The 16,485-nt window shown below is 48.9% G+C and carries 15 protein-coding genes; 6 read left to right on the top strand and 9 right to left on the bottom strand.

Features of this window, described 5'->3' with window-relative positions:
• Window positions 1–83: 83 nt before the first annotated feature.
• The 5 genes from CBP12_RS12135 to CBP12_RS12115 are packed head-to-tail and all read left to right on the top strand — an operon-like array spanning window position 84 to window position 3,436.
• A complete protein-coding gene (locus CBP12_RS12135; protein ID WP_086964775.1) occupies window positions 84–1,538 on the top strand; it encodes an RNA polymerase factor sigma-54 in 1,455 nt (484 codons plus the stop codon).
• A gap of 23 nt (window positions 1,539–1,561) precedes the next feature.
• Window positions 1,562–1,849 carry a ribosome hibernation promoting factor gene (gene hpf / locus CBP12_RS12130; protein WP_086964774.1) on the top strand — a complete coding sequence of 96 codons (288 nt, stop codon included), beginning with the start codon at window positions 1,562–1,564 and terminating at the stop codon, window positions 1,847–1,849.
• Window positions 1,850–1,851: 2 nt separating this feature from the next.
• Entirely contained in the window at window positions 1,852–2,298 is a 447-nt protein-coding gene (gene ptsN / locus CBP12_RS12125; protein ID WP_086964773.1) for a PTS IIA-like nitrogen regulatory protein PtsN, read from the top strand.
• Between the two features lie 9 nt (window positions 2,299–2,307).
• Window positions 2,308–3,174 carry an RNase adapter RapZ gene (rapZ, locus tag CBP12_RS12120; RefSeq protein ID WP_086964772.1) on the top strand — a complete coding sequence of 289 codons (867 nt, stop codon included), beginning with the start codon at window positions 2,308–2,310 and terminating at the stop codon, window positions 3,172–3,174.
• Window positions 3,161–3,436, top strand: a complete 276-nt coding sequence (locus tag CBP12_RS12115) for an HPr family phosphocarrier protein (RefSeq protein ID WP_086964771.1) — start codon at window positions 3,161–3,163, stop codon at window positions 3,434–3,436. The genes rapZ and CBP12_RS12115 overlap by 14 nt, the downstream gene beginning before the upstream one ends.
• Window positions 3,437–3,541: 105 nt before the next feature.
• Here CBP12_RS12115 and pmbA read toward each other — a convergent pair whose 3' ends face one another.
• Window positions 3,542–4,882, bottom strand: coding sequence for a metalloprotease PmbA (gene pmbA, locus CBP12_RS12110; RefSeq protein WP_086964769.1), 1,341 nt, complete (start codon window positions 4,880–4,882; stop codon window positions 3,542–3,544).
• Window positions 4,883–4,984: 102 nt separating this feature from the next.
• Here pmbA and yjgA point away from each other — a divergent pair, with 102 nt between their 5' ends.
• Complete coding sequence (yjgA, locus tag CBP12_RS12105) at window positions 4,985–5,509, top strand: ribosome biogenesis factor YjgA (protein ID WP_086964767.1); 525 nt, start codon at window positions 4,985–4,987, stop codon at window positions 5,507–5,509.
• Between the two features lie 89 nt (window positions 5,510–5,598).
• Here the strand turns inward: yjgA and tldD are convergent, their stop codons facing one another.
• The 8 genes from tldD to CBP12_RS12065 form a co-directional block, all read right to left on the bottom strand.
• Window positions 5,599–7,044, bottom strand: coding sequence for a metalloprotease TldD (gene tldD / locus CBP12_RS12100; protein ID WP_086964765.1), 1,446 nt, complete (start codon window positions 7,042–7,044; stop codon window positions 5,599–5,601).
• Window positions 7,041–7,862 carry a carbon-nitrogen hydrolase family protein gene (locus CBP12_RS12095; protein ID WP_086964763.1) on the bottom strand — a complete coding sequence of 274 codons (822 nt, stop codon included), beginning with the start codon at window positions 7,860–7,862 and terminating at the stop codon, window positions 7,041–7,043. The genes tldD and CBP12_RS12095 overlap by 4 nt, the downstream gene beginning before the upstream one ends.
• Before the next feature lie 52 nt (window positions 7,863–7,914).
• Window positions 7,915–11,736, bottom strand: coding sequence for a YhdP family protein (locus tag CBP12_RS12090; RefSeq protein WP_232455072.1), 3,822 nt, complete (start codon window positions 11,734–11,736; stop codon window positions 7,915–7,917).
• A complete protein-coding gene (gene rng, locus CBP12_RS12085) occupies window positions 11,736–13,205 on the bottom strand; it encodes a ribonuclease G (protein WP_086964761.1) in 1,470 nt (489 codons plus the stop codon). The genes CBP12_RS12090 and rng overlap by 1 nt, the downstream gene beginning before the upstream one ends.
• A 65-nt stretch (window positions 13,206–13,270) precedes the next feature.
• A complete protein-coding gene (locus tag CBP12_RS12080; protein ID WP_086964759.1) occupies window positions 13,271–13,846 on the bottom strand; it encodes a Maf family protein in 576 nt (191 codons plus the stop codon).
• A 23-nt stretch (window positions 13,847–13,869) separates the two neighbouring features.
• The gene (gene mreD, locus CBP12_RS12075) at window positions 13,870–14,358 is read right to left on the bottom strand and encodes a rod shape-determining protein MreD (protein ID WP_086964758.1); all 489 of its coding nucleotides are present in this window, start codon (window positions 14,356–14,358) and stop codon (window positions 13,870–13,872) included.
• Window positions 14,355–15,242, bottom strand: a complete 888-nt coding sequence (gene mreC, locus CBP12_RS12070; RefSeq protein WP_086964756.1) for a rod shape-determining protein MreC — start codon at window positions 15,240–15,242, stop codon at window positions 14,355–14,357. The genes mreD and mreC overlap by 4 nt, the downstream gene beginning before the upstream one ends.
• 48 nt (window positions 15,243–15,290) lie before the next feature.
• On the bottom strand, window positions 15,291–16,334 hold the full coding sequence (locus tag CBP12_RS12065; RefSeq protein ID WP_086964754.1) for a rod shape-determining protein: 1,044 nt from the start codon (window positions 16,332–16,334) through the stop codon (window positions 15,291–15,293).
• Window positions 16,335–16,485 lie beyond the last annotated feature (151 nt).

The following is a 16,485-nucleotide window of genomic DNA, read 5'->3' as shown; positions in this document are numbered from 1 at the left end:
TCCTCCTAGATGATGTTAAAACAGCCCTCCCCTGCAGTTGATAAGAAAGGACTTTTGGTTGCTATGAAAGGGTTTTTACAACTATGAAGCCAACTCTTCAATTACGTATGGGGCAACAACTCACTATGACCCCGCAGCTGCAACAAGCGATTCGTTTGTTGCAGCTGTCGAGTCTGGAGTTGCAGCAAGAAATTCAACTAGCACTGGAAAATAATCCGCTGTTAGAGCAAGAAGAAGCCGACGAGTCGGCGTTAGATGAAGAATTAGCGCCGCTCCCTAGCGCTCAAGACGAGCAAATGGCCACCGATAAAGCCATGGAGCAGCATCAACTATCTGATGAAATGCCCATGGATACCCAGTGGGACGATATTTATACCGCCTCTGCAGGTACGGCAGGCACCGGGGGAGTTCCTGAGGGATTAGAAGATACGCTTTATCAGGGTGAAACCACCGAGACTCTGCAAGATTATTTATTATGGCAAATGCAGCTTACGCCCTTTAGTGAGACCGACCAGGCCATTGCCTTAGCCATTATTGACGCGATTGATGACGCTGGGTATCTCAGCGTCGAGCTAGAAGATATCTTGGCCGCGGTCAATGGCGGTGACCAAGCCATAGAAGCCGACGAAGTGACGGCGGTTCTAAAGCGAATTCAGCATTTTGATCCACTGGGCGTAGGCGCGCGCAGCGTACAAGAGTGTTTGCGAATACAGTTACTGGCGCTTGAGCCCACGACCTTATGGCTCGACGAAGCGCTCTTGCTTATCGATGAACACATGGAGCTATTAGGTAATCGCGACTATCGTACCTTACAGCGCCTTACTCGGCTTAAAGAAGACGAGCTAAGAGATGTGTTAGCTTTAATCCAACAGCTAGAACCGCGCCCCGGTAATACCTTATTGCAGCATAACTCTGAATATGTCATTCCCGATGTATTAGTGACCAAACAACAAGGCATATGGAAAGCCGAGCTCAATTTAGAGACCTTGCCTAAGGTGCGATTAAACCAAACCTATGCCGCTATGGCACAAGGTAAGCAAGGCGCAGATGGCCAGTTTATTCGCCAACATACTCAAGATGCAAAGTGGTTTATCAAGAGTTTAGAAAGCAGAAATGAGACCTTACTCAAGGTTGCTAATTGTATTGTTGAACAACAACAGGCATTCTTTGAGTATGGTGCTGAGGCAATGAAGCCCATGGTACTCAACCAAGTCGCCGAAGTAGTAGAGATGCATGAGTCGACTATTTCTCGCGTTACTACTCAGAAATTTTTGCACTCTCCTAAAGGAGTGTTTGAGTTAAAGTATTTTTTCTCAAGCCACGTAGGCACCGAAAGTGGCGGTGAGTGTTCTTCCACTGCGATTCGCGCCTTTATTAAGAAACTCGTCGCGGCAGAGAACCCAGTAAAGCCATTGAGTGACAGTAAAATCGCTCAACTATTGGCCGAACAGGGGATACAAGTGGCCAGACGGACCATAGCCAAGTATCGTGAGTCACTGGCCATACCCCCTTCCAATCAGCGTAAACGCCTGCTGTAGGGCGAACCTAGAAGGAAGATCTTATGCAAATAAACTTGACCGGACATCATGTTGAAATCACTGAGTCATTACGTGATTATGTAAATAATAAATTCGCTAAACTCGAGCGCCATTTTGATAACATCACCATAGTGCATGTGGTGTTAACGCTAGAGAAGCTACAGCAAATTGCCGAAGCTAAAATTCATCTCAGCGGTGGTGAAATTTTTGCCACTTGTCAACAAGAAGACATGTACGCTGCCATCGACGGTTTGTTCGACAAACTCGATCGCCAAGTTATTAAACATAAAGAGAAGCTCAAGCAAAAATAACCATGGAAGTCGCCGATATTCTAAGCAGGGACTGCACGCGAAGTGCCGTCCCTTGCTCGAGCAAAAAAAGGGCGCTGGAAATTATCAGCGAGCTCGCCGCAGAACACCTCAACGTTAGCAGTCAACAATTGTTTGACTGCCTTTTAGCACGGGAAAAAATGGGCAGTACCGGTATTGGCAACGGCATTGCTATTCCTCATGGTCGTATTGGTGATGAAAACCAAGCCACCGCTGTGCTACTCACTTTTGCTGAGCCGGTGGAATTTGATGCCATCGATAATCAGCCCGTTAGTTTAGTGTTTGCCTTGCTCGTGCCTGAGCAAGAGTGTAAACAACACCTTAAAACCTTGTCATTGATTGCAGAAAAGCTCAGTGATAAGCAGATCTGTAAGCAGCTGCGCCAAGCTAAAAGCGACGACGAGCTCTATCAGATCATGATCTCTTCCTAAGGAGCCGATATGCAGCTGGTCATCGTCAGTGGTCGTTCTGGATCGGGTAAAACCGTGGCGTTACGGGTACTTGAGGATTTAGGCTATTACTGTGTCGATAATTTGCCAGTAGAGCTGCTCCCCCAGTTAGTTAAAATGCGCTTAAATAAGCCTGGCGAAGTGGCGGTGAGTATCGATGTGCGCAACCTCCCCGATAGCAGCGAAAAATTAGAAGCTTGTTTAAACGATGTCCGCGCGCTTGAGAGCGTGAATTTATCCAGTATCTTTATTGATGCCGATAATGCAGCGCTGATCCGCCGCTTTGGTGATACTCGCCGTCTCCACCCGCTGTCTCGCTTGAGCTTAACGCTCGATGAGGCCATTCGTGAAGAAACGCACTTATTGGCCCCCTTATCTTCTGAGGCTGACTTGCGTATTGATACCTCAGAGTTAAGTATTCATGACTTAAGCGAAATTATTCGCGCGCGCATTCTAGGTAAGAAAGAGCGCGAGCTAAATTGGGTATTTGAGTCTTTTGGCTATAAATTTGGTATCTCTCAAGATGCCGACTTCGTCTTTGATGCCCGCTTCTTGCCTAATCCCCACTGGATTGATGAACTTAGGCCTTTCAACGGCCGGGATGAACCGGTAGCTACCTATTTAAATAGCCAGCTGGAAGTGACTAAGTACCTTTGGCAAATCGAAAACTTACTGGTCACCTGGATGCCCCACTTAGAGCGAAACAATCGCAGTTATGTCACAGTGGCGATTGGGTGTACCGGTGGTAAACATCGCTCTGTCTACTTAGTTGAGCAATTAGCTAAGTCGTTTAAAGAAATGGACAAAAGCGTACAACTGCGCCACCGCTCACTAGAAAAACAACATGCAAAAAGTTGAACGCGACTTACAAATCGTTAATAAGCTAGGCCTTCATGCCCGCGCCGCCGTGCAACTGGTGCAAGTGACCGAGCAGTTTGCTGCCACAGTTACCGTGTGTAGCCAAGGTAAGCAAGCGCCGGCGAACAGCGTCATGGGGTTATTAATGCTAGAAACTGCCCAGGGTCATGCCATACGGGTAGTGGCCGAAGGTAAAGACGCCGCCGCCGCCATGGACGCGGTAGCCGACTTAGTCGCCGCGCGCTTTAACGAGGCAGAATAAGACCAAGTCGTACGCTGTACGTGATACGAAAAGACGCCAACCCCCCTTACAAAAATACCGTCTTTATAGACGGTATTTTGGGTTTATTACGTATAACGTAAGGCGTTACTGACCGGCAATCTTCATTTGATCAATCAGTACCGAACCCGTGTGCAAACTAGAGCGCAACTCGGTATCTGTGCCTACCGCTTGAATACCTTGATACATCTGTTTGAGATTACCGGCAATGGTGATCTCTTCTACCGGATAAGCAATTTCGCCGTTTTCTACCCAAAAGCCTGCCGCACCGCGGGAATAATCGCCGGTCACAATATTGACCCCTTGGCCCATCATTTCCGTAACTAATAAGCCGGTGCCCATTTCTTTAAGCAGCTGCTCAAAGCTTTGGCCCGTATTAGCAATTTCCCAGTTATGAATACCACCGGCGTGCCCCGTAAGGGCAAGGTTTAACTTGCGCGCCGAATAACTGGTGAGTAAATAGGTTTGCAGCTTACCTTGCTCAATAATTTTACGCTCAACGGTGCGCACGCCTTCATTATCAAACGGGGAGCTGGCCAAGCCTTTATCTAGATGGGGGCGCTCTTTAATCTCAAACCAGTTTGGAAAAACTGACTGTCCCAGCGCATCCAGTAAAAAAGAAGACTCTCGGTATAAGCTGCCGCCACTGATCGCCATTACAAAGTGACCAAATAGGCTAGCTGCCACATCGGGATGAAACAATACCGGCGCATGTTGAGTACCAATCTTACGCGCCCCTAAGCGCCCTAAGGTACGGGTCACCGCTTCGTCTGCCACCTGCTTGGGTGTCCAGATATCATGTAAGCTGCGCGCTGAGGTATAGCCATATTCGCGTTGCATGTCGCCATCTTGCTCACCAATTAACACACAACTTAGCCCAAAACGGCTAGCTGCATAGCCTTTAACAAAGCCATGACTATTGCCATAGACTTTAATACCCACATTACTGGAAAAACTAGCACCGTCTGACTGTTTAATGCGCGGGTCTCGATTTAGCGCGTGCTGCTCACACTCTAGCGCTAATTCAATGCCATCTTGAGGGGTGAGTTGCTCGGGAAAGCATAAGGCAATGTCAGGGGCATCCCAAGCTAAGTCATCAGCCGGCGCCAGCCCTGCAAAGGGATCAGGGTTAGTGTAGCGCGAGATATCAAGCGCAGCGGCTACGGTGCGCGCAATTGCATCGGGGCGCAAGTCAGAGGTAGACGCCGAGCCTTTACGGCCATCACGATACACGGCAATACCAAGTGCGCCGTCTTTATTAAACTCAATATTTTCAAGTTCAGCATTTCGAGTGTTCACGGATAAGCCGGTTTGGCGGCTAATAGACACTTCTGCACTGTCGGCACCTAAGCGTTTGGCGCTCTCAAGCGCTTGCTCTACTGCCAGCTCAAGCTGGCGCTGTTCGGTTTGAATATCTGCTAGGGTCATAATAATTTCACTGGCTCAGTTTGCAGTTAGCATAACAGACCCCTGCGCGCCTTGGGAGAAGCTGGTAATATATATGTCATGTTCATTAATACGGAAAAGCCTATGCGCCGCCGAGCCACAGCCCAAGAGCCAGAAGAAGAAATTGAATGGGTGAGTAAGAGTGAAATGAAGCGAGAAAGCCTAGCTCTCAGAAAGCTGGGTGAAGACTTGGTTAAGCTTGAGCCTCATGAATTAGCTAAGATCCCACTCGATGAAGACCTAGCAGAAGCCATCAACCTCGCGCATCGGCTAAAAGGTAAGCATGAGGGCCTGCGCCGTCATATGTCTTATGTGGGTAAATTATTGCGCAGCCGAGATGTTAGCGATATCCAACAAGCCTTAGCCGGCTTTGAGCACAAAAATGCCGTGGTAAATGCTAAATTCCATAAGCTTGAACTGTGGCGAGATCGCTTAATTAAAGAAGGCGATAAAGGCGTAAACGCAATTTTGGCAGAGCATCGTCAGTTAGATCGGCAGAAATTACGACAACTGGCTCGCACAGGGCGGCGTGAGCTAGCAGCCGGCTTACCGCCTGCCGCCTATCGCGAGCTATTTCAGTATTTGAAAGCGAATATTAAAGAAGAATAAAAAGCGGTAAGCTAGCAGCCGTCAGAAAAAATAAAAAGGCAGCGCATCATCAGATGCGGTGCCTTTTTTAACTTATAGCTGCCCGAGGGCTATTGCGTGCCGCCCACGGTTAGCTGATCAAGTTTCAATGTCGGCTGGCCCACTCCCACTGGCACACTTTGACCTTCTTTACCGCACACGCCAACCCCTGCATCCAAGGCTAAATCATTGCCTACCATGGATACCTGGCTCATGGCCTCAGGTCCATTACCGATTAACGTTGCACCTTTAATGGGCGCGGTAATTTTACCGTCTTCAATCAGGTAAGCTTCTGAGGCTGAGAAGACAAATCGCCCTGAGGTAATATCTACCTGGCCACCCCCAAAATTAGGCGCATAAATGCCTTTTTTCACACTCTTAATAATATCCTCAGGCGCACTTTCACCCGCTAACATATAGGTATTAGTCATGCGAGGCATCGGCAAGTGCGCATAAGACTCACGACGACCATTGCCCGTGGGTGCCATGTCCATAAGCCGCGCATTGAGCTTATCTTGCATATAGCCGTTAAGAATGCCGTTTTCAATTAACACATTATACGCACCTGGCGTGCCCTCATCATCTACCGATAATGAGCCACGGCGATCACTGAGCGTGCCGTCATCGACTATGGTGCACAAGCGAGAGGCCACCTTTTCACCGATGCGGCCCGCATACGCCGAAGAGCCTTTGCGATTAAAATCCCCTTCAAGACCATGACCCACTGCTTCATGTAATAATACGCCGGGCCAACCGGCACCTAACACCACCGGCATGCTGCCCGCGGGGGCATCTATGGCTTCTAAGTTAACTAAGGCTTGGCGTACCGCTTCTTTAACATAACTCATGGCTCTGGGCTGGCCATCAATCTCTTCTAAGAAATAGTCATAGCCTAAGCGTGCGCCACCCCCACTGCCGCCCCGCTCTCGTCGGCCATTGCGCTCGACTAACACTGAGCAATTTAGACGTACTAACGGGCGCAAATCGGTGGCCAGTGTCCCATCGGTGGCCAGCACTAATATCTCTTCATACACGCCAGAAATCGACACTATCACTTGGCTTACGGCACTATCTAGGCTGCGAGCAAAGGCATCCATTTGTTGCAACAGTTCAATTTTTTGCTCACGCGTTAAGCTATCTAGCGGATTAACGGCCATATAACGAGGTGTAATAATCTGACTCTTGCCTATTTTAAAACGCCCATCGCCCCCTTTTTCTGCAATTCCGCGCGCCGCGCCCACGGCTTGATCTAGCGCACTGGCCGTTAATTCATCGGAATAAGCAAAGCCGGTTTTTTCACCGCTTACGGCGCGCACGCCCACCCCTTGCTCTATGTTATAACTGCCATCTTTAACGATGCCATCTTCTAGTACCCAAGACTCATGCACACTGTTTTGAAAGTACAGATCCGCAAAATCAATTTGGTGGCGACTTAAGCGCGCTAATTGCGCATTTAATAACGCCATATCTAGCTCATTCGGCACCAAAATACTGCGCTCGATTTGTTCAATACTCATTTATTTCTCCAAGTCGTACTAAAGCGAGCATGCTCTGCCACCGGCATTTGACGACGAATATTCATTAAGTGTGCACTATCTAGAGGACAAGTCACAAGCCCTGATCCTGTTGCTAAACTGGCTTTTATCTCCCCCCAGGGATCAATAATCATTGAGTGCCCCCAAGTGGGTCGCGAACCTTGCTCGCCCACTAGTCCTGCCGCAATCACATAACACTGATTTTCAATGGCGCGAGCTTGTAATAGCGGTTGCCAATGGGCCTGTCCTGTCACTTGGGTAAAGGCGGCGGGGACCAATAAAATCTCGGCCCCTTGCTCACGTAAAGCATTGTATAAATGTGCAAAGCGCAAATCATAACAGATAGATAAACCTAAACGCCCGAATGGACTGTCAATAAGACATAACTCTTCACCGGCGCTAAAAGTATCAGACTCGCGGTAACGGCCTTGGCTGTCTGCAACATCGACATCAAATAAATGCAATTTATGATAATGGCCTACTCTTTGCCCTTGCTCATTATAAACCAGACTCGTGGCATGAATAGCGTCTTGGTGCTCGATGTGCGTGGGCATAGAGCCCACCACTAGCCAAATATTATGCTGTTTAGCCCAGTCGCTAAATTGTGCTTGGATGGGCCCCTCGCCTAAATATTCCGCATGACTTAGCACTGCTTCACGATTGCCAAATACCACTGCATTTTCGGGCAATAACACTAACAAGGGACGGGCACTGGGGAGTTGTTCAAGTAAGCTTGCCAGGGTGCAACGATTGTCTGCCCATATTGAGCTGGCATGCATTTGTAGGGCCACTAATTGCATAAGTGCTCCTTATACTAGACGGACGAGCCAAAGCTTAGCGCTCATTAATAGTTTATTCTGGCAAGGTAATACGATCTTTATCGCGACCAAGCTCAGTCACCTTAGGCTCACTAATAGGGCCTGTCACTCGGTATTTAATACGAGTAAATACATCCACTACTGGCCCTAATACCTTAGATAAGGCTAACAAATATAAGCCAGCGACTGGCGTCACCGCAAAGGCGGCTAATGCGGGCAAGTTGCCGGTTAAATTAGGCGTAAGCTCTAGGTTATAATCTAACTGCTCACTGACAAAATTGACGTTGCCCTTACCTCGCAAGTCTCCGGCGGCGCCTTTTAACAATAAATCCTCATTATAAAGTACGCCCTCCTGCAACTCACCGTGGGCACTAATGCTATCGAAATAAAAGCCCTCACCAAATACGTCTCTAAAGTCTAAACGTAAGCGGCGCATCACCGACTCTAAACTCAATACCGATAATAAGCCTGCTCCTTTATCGTTCAGGTCTCGCAACACTCCGGCCCCAGTTTTAACGGCTAACTGGCCATTCATCGAGGCTAACTGCGGTTGCCAAGGGGTATTTAACCACCTTAATTTGCCCTCTAATTGCCCAGCGGTTTCACTAAAGGGAGACGCTTTACCTAATGCTTGCCATAAACGCTGCAATGAAGGGCTTGAGCTTTGCCACTCTAAGCGGCTTAAATCCACGCTATTTTGCTGTAGCCATTGGCCGGTCGCCGTGGCTTGGAGTAAAGGGCCATTGAGGCTGAGCTGGCTTAATTGCACGCCCTCTAATTGCGGTTGTGGCGCCAAATTAAAGGCCACCTCCCCTAGGGCTAATTGTTGCCAGCGACAATCTGCACACTGAAAGCGCAGCGCCGGCACTTGGCTTGGCTTAATAGTAAGAGCATCCGCAGGCTCTTTAGTTGTTGCAGGCGTAGTGGCAGTGGGCTGCTGACTTAACCACAGCCGACTAAAGTCTGCGGTGATCGGCGCATTATCACCAAAGGCTATCTGGCCCTGTGCTTGTTCAGCATCAATGGTCAGCTTAGCCCGCTTGCGCTCGGCTGGAGTGAGGGTTAAATGTAATTGATTAAAGGTTTGCTGCCATAGCTGGGCTCGACTTGCTTGTGCTGCGACTCGATACGGAGTGGGCCAGCTTAGTCCTGGGCTGGCTGAAAGGCTTGTAGACTGGGGTAAAACCTCACTCACCACGGCTAACCAGTCATCGAGCACTAAGTTTGGCACGCGCAGTGCTACATCAAGCGGCGCACGAGGCAGGCTAGGCTTTACGCCAGCACCGGCATCTAGCCATAACTGGGTGACGTGGGCGCCTTGTTCGGTAATCGCCAGTTTGGCATCGCCTTTTATTTGCGGCCCCAGTTGTAGAGCTATCTGCGCTTGTTCAGCTCCCCCTGTCACAGCTAACTCACTTTGCAGCGCATCTTGTCCCGCGGTTTTTTTAAAGGGCACCGGCAAATCACTCTTTAAGCCAAGTAGCGCTGACTGCGCATTAAAACGATAATTTAATGCGCCTTGGTGAGGGAGCGTTAGCTGCAGTTTTCCCTGCCAAGGGGCTTCACCTTTAAGGTGAGAGAATACTGGATAAAGCGGAGTTAACGATTGCGGTTGTAGCTGACCTTTAATATCTAGTGCCACCTCGTAAGCACTAGCGGTTTCTTTACCTTGATACGATAAGGTGAGTGGCTGCGTTAACCACAGCGCCGTTAGCTCACTAAATTCCGTGTGGTGCTCATCAAACACTAAGCGCCCATTTACTTTAGTTAAAGGAAGATCCAGAGGCGTCACTCGCACTTCATTATTAACAAAGTCCACTTGGCCATTAACGCCAACTTCATCGCCATTTAAAGGAATATTAAGCGCCAGTGCCGCACTCAAAGGGCCCTTTACTTGCACTTGTTCTAAGGTTACGCCCACCGAAGAGGCAAGCGGGGAGTTTTGTAAATACTCACTGACCGCAGCTCCTTCGCCATTAATATCCGCATTAAGTTCAAGATCTGCCTGCTCATCGAGGGGCGCTATGTTGGCCGAAATATTACTGGCCTGCACCGAGCCTAAACGCCCTTTTGACGCTTGCATATATAAGCTGTCATTTTCAAAGAGTAAGTCCAAACTTAAGTCAGTGAGCGGTAGCCAATCGGGATCAAAGCGAAACTCAGCGTGACGAAGTGGCACTCTTGCTTGAAAGATGCCGCTTTGGTCAAGGTAGGGAAAATCATTTAGGCGGCCATACCACATGACTTCTGCGCCTTTGGCTTGTCCTGCTACAATGGCGCCTTGTAAGTAATTTACAAGTGCCGAGCCCATTAAGGGTTCAGGAAAATAGCGATAAGCGTGGCCGGCTCGTAATACATCGACCCGCGCCGAGGCACTGAGTAAGGGTGCGGAGTGCTTGGGCAAAAGCAGGCTCATCCACCCCTCTAAATTAAGATCGCTAGACGCTACTGCTAATTTTTCACTCCATAATAACCAGCTTTCGGGCGTTTGTTGTTGCCATTTAAGATGAGCATCTACTTTTTCTAAGGGCCAAGGGCCGCGAAATGCCTCGTTAAACTCCCAGTCTTGGGCAGAGGCTTGTTGGATATTGAGCTCACCGCTATCGGAGGCAATCACAAAATAGCCGCTCAGCCCTTGGGTGGCGGGGGCCCAGTCAAACGCTTGAGTGCTCACCTTTTCTAGCTGACCCTGCCAAAACCAAGTTGCAGGAGGGGAAGAGCCGAGGTCTGGAGACTCAGAGTGAGGCGCCAAGTCTTTATTAAAATATAAGTGGGTTAATTGCCCTTGGGGCGCGATTCCGGCTAATTGCTTGGCTACGGTAGGAACAAAGCTTTCCCCCCATTGGGCTAATAAGGCTAAGTCGGTGAAAGTCAGCTTATCGAGGTAGCCTTGCAGCTGATCAGCTTGGCGGTCAATTTGTAAATGCCAGCTCGGCCAGCGCTCTTCATCGACACTGATATCCACTTCATTACTGGCTAATTGCCAGCCCTGCTCGGTGGGTTGCCAGTGTAAATTGCCGCCTTTAATCGCTACTTGGTGCTGCTCACCCCATTGAAAACGGTTATCGCCTAAATCCAATACTCCCGCAATCAGTTGGCCTTGTTGCCACTGCATCCAAAATTCAAAATTAATTTCAGCATTAATATTGGCATCATCGGGGCGAATTTGGCGCAACATATCCGAGGCATCTACGGCGTTCGCTTGCACATATAAGGCCCCATTTAAACTGTCCGCCTTGCCAGTAAATTGGCTCACTACCTGTAAATGCTGCTCGGCCTGCTCACTAAAGGCTAGCCACCCTTGGCCTTGATGCTCTGCTTGGCCATTATGCCAATGCCAATCCGGTACATGCAATTGCAGCACTGCTTGCTCACCATGGCTTAGCCAAAGCTCGGCATCTGTTAAAGAAAACTGCTCTACCCCTTCTAAGACAAAATGACGCAGTCCCTGCCAGTCAAAGTCAGAATTGGACCCAGTTTGCTTATCTAGCGCGATGGGCAAACGCAAGCCCTCTAGCGTCAGCTCATTCAATACAGGGCGCCATTGGCGCAGGCTTTGCCAAAGCTGAATATCCACTAAGGCTCGCGCTAAGGTAACGGTGGGGGCATTAAGTTGGCGGATACTCACATCCTTCACCGCCAATACGGGTCCGTAATCTTGCCAGCTGATCCCCAGCGCCCCAATATGCAGCTCAAGCTGGTGCTCACTTAGCCAGTGATTCATCCATTGCTGTTGCCAGCTTGCTAACCAAGGCGCCCCAAAGCGCAACAGCGTAATCAAGATGGCCATTATCGCTGCGATGGCGGCTACACTTAGCCAAGCCCAATTTAAACTGCGCTTGAGAGGACTTGCCACTACATCATCACCACATCAAACTGCTCTTGGTTATACAAGGGCTCACTCATTACCTTTACTTGTTTGCCAATAAACACTTCCAGCTCTGCCAACATATGAGAGTCATCTTCTTGCAAGGCAGACGCCACCGCTAACGAGGCATAAACGACAAACTTATCGGCTTTATAAGCTTTATTTACGCGAGTAATTTCTCGCAATATTTCATAGCACACACTCTCCACCGTTTTAACTCGCGCCCGACCATTACACTCAGGACACACGCCACACAAGATATGCTCTAGGCTTTCGCGGGTGCGCTTGCGCGTCATTTCTACTAAGCCTAACTGCGAGAATCCATTTACATTGGTTTTAGCCCGGTCTTTAGTCAGCGCACTGGCAAGGCTGTGCAGCACGCGGCGTTTATGATCATCATCATACATATCGATAAAATCGATAATAATAATGCCGCCTAAGTTGCGCAGTCTTAATTGGCGCGCAATGGCTTGTGTGGCTTCGGTATTAGTATTAAAAATGGTTTCTTCAAGATTACGATGGCCAACAAAGGCGCCGGTATTAATATCGACTGTGGTCATGGCTTCGGTTTGATCGATAATCAAGTAGCCACCGGATTTAAGCTCGACTTTACGGTTTAAGGCACGCTGAATTTCATTCTCTACATCAAACAAGTCAAAAATAGGCGACTCGCCTTGATAATATTCAATTTTGCCGGTGAGCTCAGGGACAAACTCATCAACAAACTCCCGTAACACTTCACAAGTACTGCGCGAGTCAACCCGAATGCGATCCAATTCCGCGCCCACAAAGTCTCGGACAATCCGACAACTTAAGCCTAAGTCTTCATACAAAATGGAACAGGCAGATAACTTAGTGCGTCGCTCTTGAATTTTACGCCATAGGCGATTTAAAAATGCCGCATCTTGCGCTAACTCGCTCTCGCCCACGCCTTCTGCAGCAGTACGAATAATATAACCGCCTTGTTCATCTACATACTCGCCCACTATGGCTTTAAGGCGCTCGCGCTCTTCATCTGACTCAATACGTTGAGAAACGCCCACATAGGCGCTGCCTGGCATAAAAACTAAGTAACGAGAGGGCAAAGTAATATCGGTAGTCAGACGAGCGCCTTTGGTTCCTAGAGGGTCTTTAACCACCTGCACCACAATATCTTGGCCTTGGCGCACTAACTCGGCGATGTTACCCACTTGAAAGTTGGCTTGCTCTTTACTGGCCACACATTCAGTGTGCGGCACTATGTCGGAGGCATGTAAAAACGCCGCCCGCTCGCCGCCAATATCGACAAAGGCGGCCTGCATGCCAGGTAACACTCGGCTAACTTTGCCTTTGTAAATATTGCCGACAATTCCCAAACGCGCTTGGCGCTCGACATGGACTTCCTGCAAAATCCCGTTTTCGACCAGCGCGACTCGGGTTTCTGCAGGTGTCACGTTAATAATGAGTTCTGCCGACATGAATAGCGCCCTTAAAAGAAGTAAGTAGAGTTTAAATTAACATAGTTCGTCGCCAAATTAAGGCCTCAAATGAGTAAAACGCCAGCTTCCCGTAGTAAGTCATGGGTTTCCACTAATGGTAAACCCACTACTCCACTGTAACTGCCATTAATACGACGCACAAAATTGCCGCCTAAGCCTTGGATACCGTAACCGCCCGCTTTATCGCGCGGCTCTCCGGAATGCCAATAAGCGATAATTTCTTTTTCAGAAATAGCTCTAAAAGTCACCTCAGTGGTGACGAATGCTTCATAGAGCCGATTTGAGGTGGCCAGAGCAATGGCAGTTAATACTTGGTGGCTGCGACCACTTAAGCGGCGCAACATCGCCATGGCATGCGCTTGGTCGAGGGGTTTTTCTAATACGTCACCATCGAGCACCACTATGGTATCCCCTCCTAATACGGGGAGATCTTGTTCGGCGAGCAACTGGCCGGCGGTGGCTTTTTCTCGGGCGAGACGCTGCACATACTCTGCGGCGGGTTCTGCAAAATGTTGCTTTTCTTCTACCTGCGGCAACACCAACGCAAAGGGCACCGACAATTGCGCTAACAAATCGCGCCTGCGCGAAGACGCAGACGCTAGATACACTAGGGCCGACATAGGAATTCTCTAATTGAACTAAGTTAAGAAATGGCGAACTGGCGCCGTGCATTGCGCAACAGCAAAAAAACCCAAGGCCAAAACACCATGCTACTGACAATGGACCAAAAATAATGATAGTCCAGTTGGATATCACGATTCATATAGGCCGCCCAAAATATCAATAGCTTATTTAAAATAGCCAGTGCCGCTATCACAAAGGCTTGTTGCCACACTGAATAATTGCGCATCCGTTGAAATTGCGATGCCGCTAAATAAACAGGGATCACTAACGCCAGTGCATGCACGCCCACCACAGAGCCTAATAACAAATCGTGTAATAAACCGACCACAAACGCTGTGCCCACATTGGCTCTATGGGGCAGCGCAATCGACCAATAAATTAACGTTAACAATAACCAGTCTGGGCGAAAAGGGGTAATGACATCGGGTAAAGGCAAAATAGACAGCATCAGCGCCAGCAATAAGCTTAAAGCGATAATTAAGCGCCCTCTTAAGGAGAAGGTTTTCATGGTGTTGCAGTCTCCTCGACAGCGCTATCTGTCTTAAGCGTCAGCGCCTCAATATCACTCAATTTAGGCTCGGGCCATAATAGTAATAAGTAGCGCAGCCTATCGAGCGCAGCAAAGGGCTGCACTCGGATATCAGCAAAAGGCTGACCCTCTTCATAGCCGACGCGGCTTACCTTTCCTACGGGGTACCCTTCGGGAAAACGCCCCGCCAAACCGGAACTTAGCAGCACATCACCTTCTTTAATATCGGTATTGCGCGTAATATTGTGCAGTAATAACCGGTCAAGCTGGCCACTGCCACTGGCGATAGCGCGAATGTCGTTGCGGGCGACCCGCACCGGTATGCCATGACTGGTATCTGTGATCAGCAACACCCGACTGGTGTTTTTACCGACAGAAATCACTTGCCCCACTACCCCTTGTTCATTGAGCACTGGCTGGCCTTCAAATACGCCAATAAGACTGCCTTTATCAATCACCACTTGATGAGAAAAAGGATCCGTATCCACCGCCATGATCTCTGCCACCATGCGGCGTGCATCGTGGCGCAACGGTGAGCCTAATAAGTCCCGTAAGCGTATATTTTCTTGCTCTAAATGGCGCAAGCGCAATAAATCATCGCGTAATAAAAACAGTTCATTTTCTAAGCGCTGGGATTGAGCGAGTAGCGTTTGATTAGACATTAACTGGCTAGAAGCCGAGTCCAGTAATAAACGCGGACTATTCGCTAAGTATTGTAACGGGCTAACTAGGGTATTGAGGTACAACTTAGCGCCATTAAAGCTGTGAAAGCGTCCGTCTGCAATAATCAGCAACACAGACGCCACCACGGCAAGCGCTAAGCGGATAGGGAGTGAAGGGCCTCGACCAAAAATAGGTTTCATGTAGGACTTTATAAAGGGTGCGAGAGGCCGAGTAACTCGGCCTGATGATTAATCGTAATGGAACAAATCTCCACCGTGCATATCAATCATCTCTAACGCCTTGCCGCCCCCACGCGCGACACAGGTAAGAGGATCGTCAGCCACGACCACTGGGATACCGGTTTCTTCCATAAGTAGGCGATCCAGATCCCGTAATAAGGCGCCCCCCCCCGTTAACACCATACCGCGCTCGGCAATATCTGAGGCTAACTCAGGAGGAGATTGCTCCAGGGCCACCATCACCGCACTGACGATACCGGTTAACGGCTCTTGCAGTGCTTCTAAAATTTCATTGGAGTTAAGCGTAAAGCTGCGTGGCACGCCTTCTGCTAGGTTTCGCCCGCGTACTTCAATTTCTAACACTTCATCGCCAGGGTAGGCAGAGCCCACTTCATGCTTAATACGCTCGGCAGTAGCTTCACCTATTAAAGAGCCATAATTACGGCGTACATAATTAATAATGGCTTCATCAAAGCGATCGCCACCCACGCGCACCGACTGGGAATACACCACGCCATTTAAAGAGATAATGGCCACTTCTGTAGTACCGCCCCCAATATCGACCACCATAGAGCCGGTGGCTTCCGACACTGGCAAACCGGCACCAATAGCGGCAGCCATAGGCTCATCAATTAAATAAACTTCACGAGCACCGGCACCCAACGCCGACTCTTTAATGGCGCGGCGCTCAACTTGGGTAGAGCCACAAGGCACACAGACTAATACTCGCGGGCTGGGACGGAAAAAATTATTATCGTGCACTTGTTTAATAAAATGCTGGAGCATTTTTTCGGTGACATAAAAGTCGGCAATCACGCCATCTTTCATGGGCCGTATGGCCGCGATATTCCCAGGCGTACGCCCTAGCATTTGTTTAGCCGCTTGACCGACGGCGGCAACACTTTGACTTTGGCCAGACTTTTCCTGACGAATAGCCACAACGGAAGGCTCGTCAAGTACTATGCCTTGATCTTTAACGTAGATGAGTGTGTTGGCCGTACCCAAATCGATCGACAGATCGTTGGAAAACATGCCTCTTAGCTTTTTAAACATATGCTTAAGGGAACCTTGGATTAAGAAAGCGTGAAAGTGCGGCTAACTTTATCAATGCAGCCTACCACTGGCAAGGAACATGCATGGCTAAATGCGCGTTAGAGCGGGTATGAGTTCCAATAAATTAATAAGTTCCTTAAACTTAGCCTCT

The sequence above is a fragment of the Oceanisphaera avium genome, assembly GCF_002157875.1.
Classification (GTDB): Bacteria; Pseudomonadota; Gammaproteobacteria; order Enterobacterales; family Aeromonadaceae; genus Oceanimonas; species Oceanimonas avium.
The sequence above is the reverse complement of the archived record's forward strand: the minus strand, read 5'-3'. Positions and strand labels throughout refer to the sequence as shown.

Coding starts and splice junctions, on each gene's coding strand:
- CBP12_RS12135 (WP_086964775.1), top strand. CDS start 84: ATGAAGCCAACTCTTCAATTACGTATGGGGCAACAACTCACTATGACC.
- hpf (WP_086964774.1), top strand. CDS start 1,562: ATGCAAATAAACTTGACCGGACATCATGTTGAAATCACTGAGTCATTA.
- ptsN (WP_086964773.1), top strand. CDS start 1,852: ATGGAAGTCGCCGATATTCTAAGCAGGGACTGCACGCGAAGTGCCGTC.
- rapZ (WP_086964772.1), top strand. CDS start 2,308: ATGCAGCTGGTCATCGTCAGTGGTCGTTCTGGATCGGGTAAAACCGTG.
- CBP12_RS12115 (WP_086964771.1), top strand. CDS start 3,161: ATGCAAAAAGTTGAACGCGACTTACAAATCGTTAATAAGCTAGGCCTT.
- pmbA (WP_086964769.1), bottom strand. CDS start 4,882: ATGACCCTAGCAGATATTCAAACCGAACAGCGCCAGCTTGAGCTGGCA.
- yjgA (WP_086964767.1), top strand. CDS start 4,985: ATGCGCCGCCGAGCCACAGCCCAAGAGCCAGAAGAAGAAATTGAATGG.
- tldD (WP_086964765.1), bottom strand. CDS start 7,044: ATGAGTATTGAACAAATCGAGCGCAGTATTTTGGTGCCGAATGAGCTA.
- CBP12_RS12095 (WP_086964763.1), bottom strand. CDS start 7,862: ATGCAATTAGTGGCCCTACAAATGCATGCCAGCTCAATATGGGCAGAC.
- rng (WP_086964761.1), bottom strand. CDS start 13,205: ATGTCGGCAGAACTCATTATTAACGTGACACCTGCAGAAACCCGAGTC.
- CBP12_RS12080 (WP_086964759.1), bottom strand. CDS start 13,846: ATGTCGGCCCTAGTGTATCTAGCGTCTGCGTCTTCGCGCAGGCGCGAT.
- mreD (WP_086964758.1), bottom strand. CDS start 14,358: ATGAAAACCTTCTCCTTAAGAGGGCGCTTAATTATCGCTTTAAGCTTA.
- mreC (WP_086964756.1), bottom strand. CDS start 15,242: ATGAAACCTATTTTTGGTCGAGGCCCTTCACTCCCTATCCGCTTAGCG.
- CBP12_RS12065 (WP_086964754.1), bottom strand. CDS start 16,334: ATGTTTAAAAAGCTAAGAGGCATGTTTTCCAACGATCTGTCGATCGAT.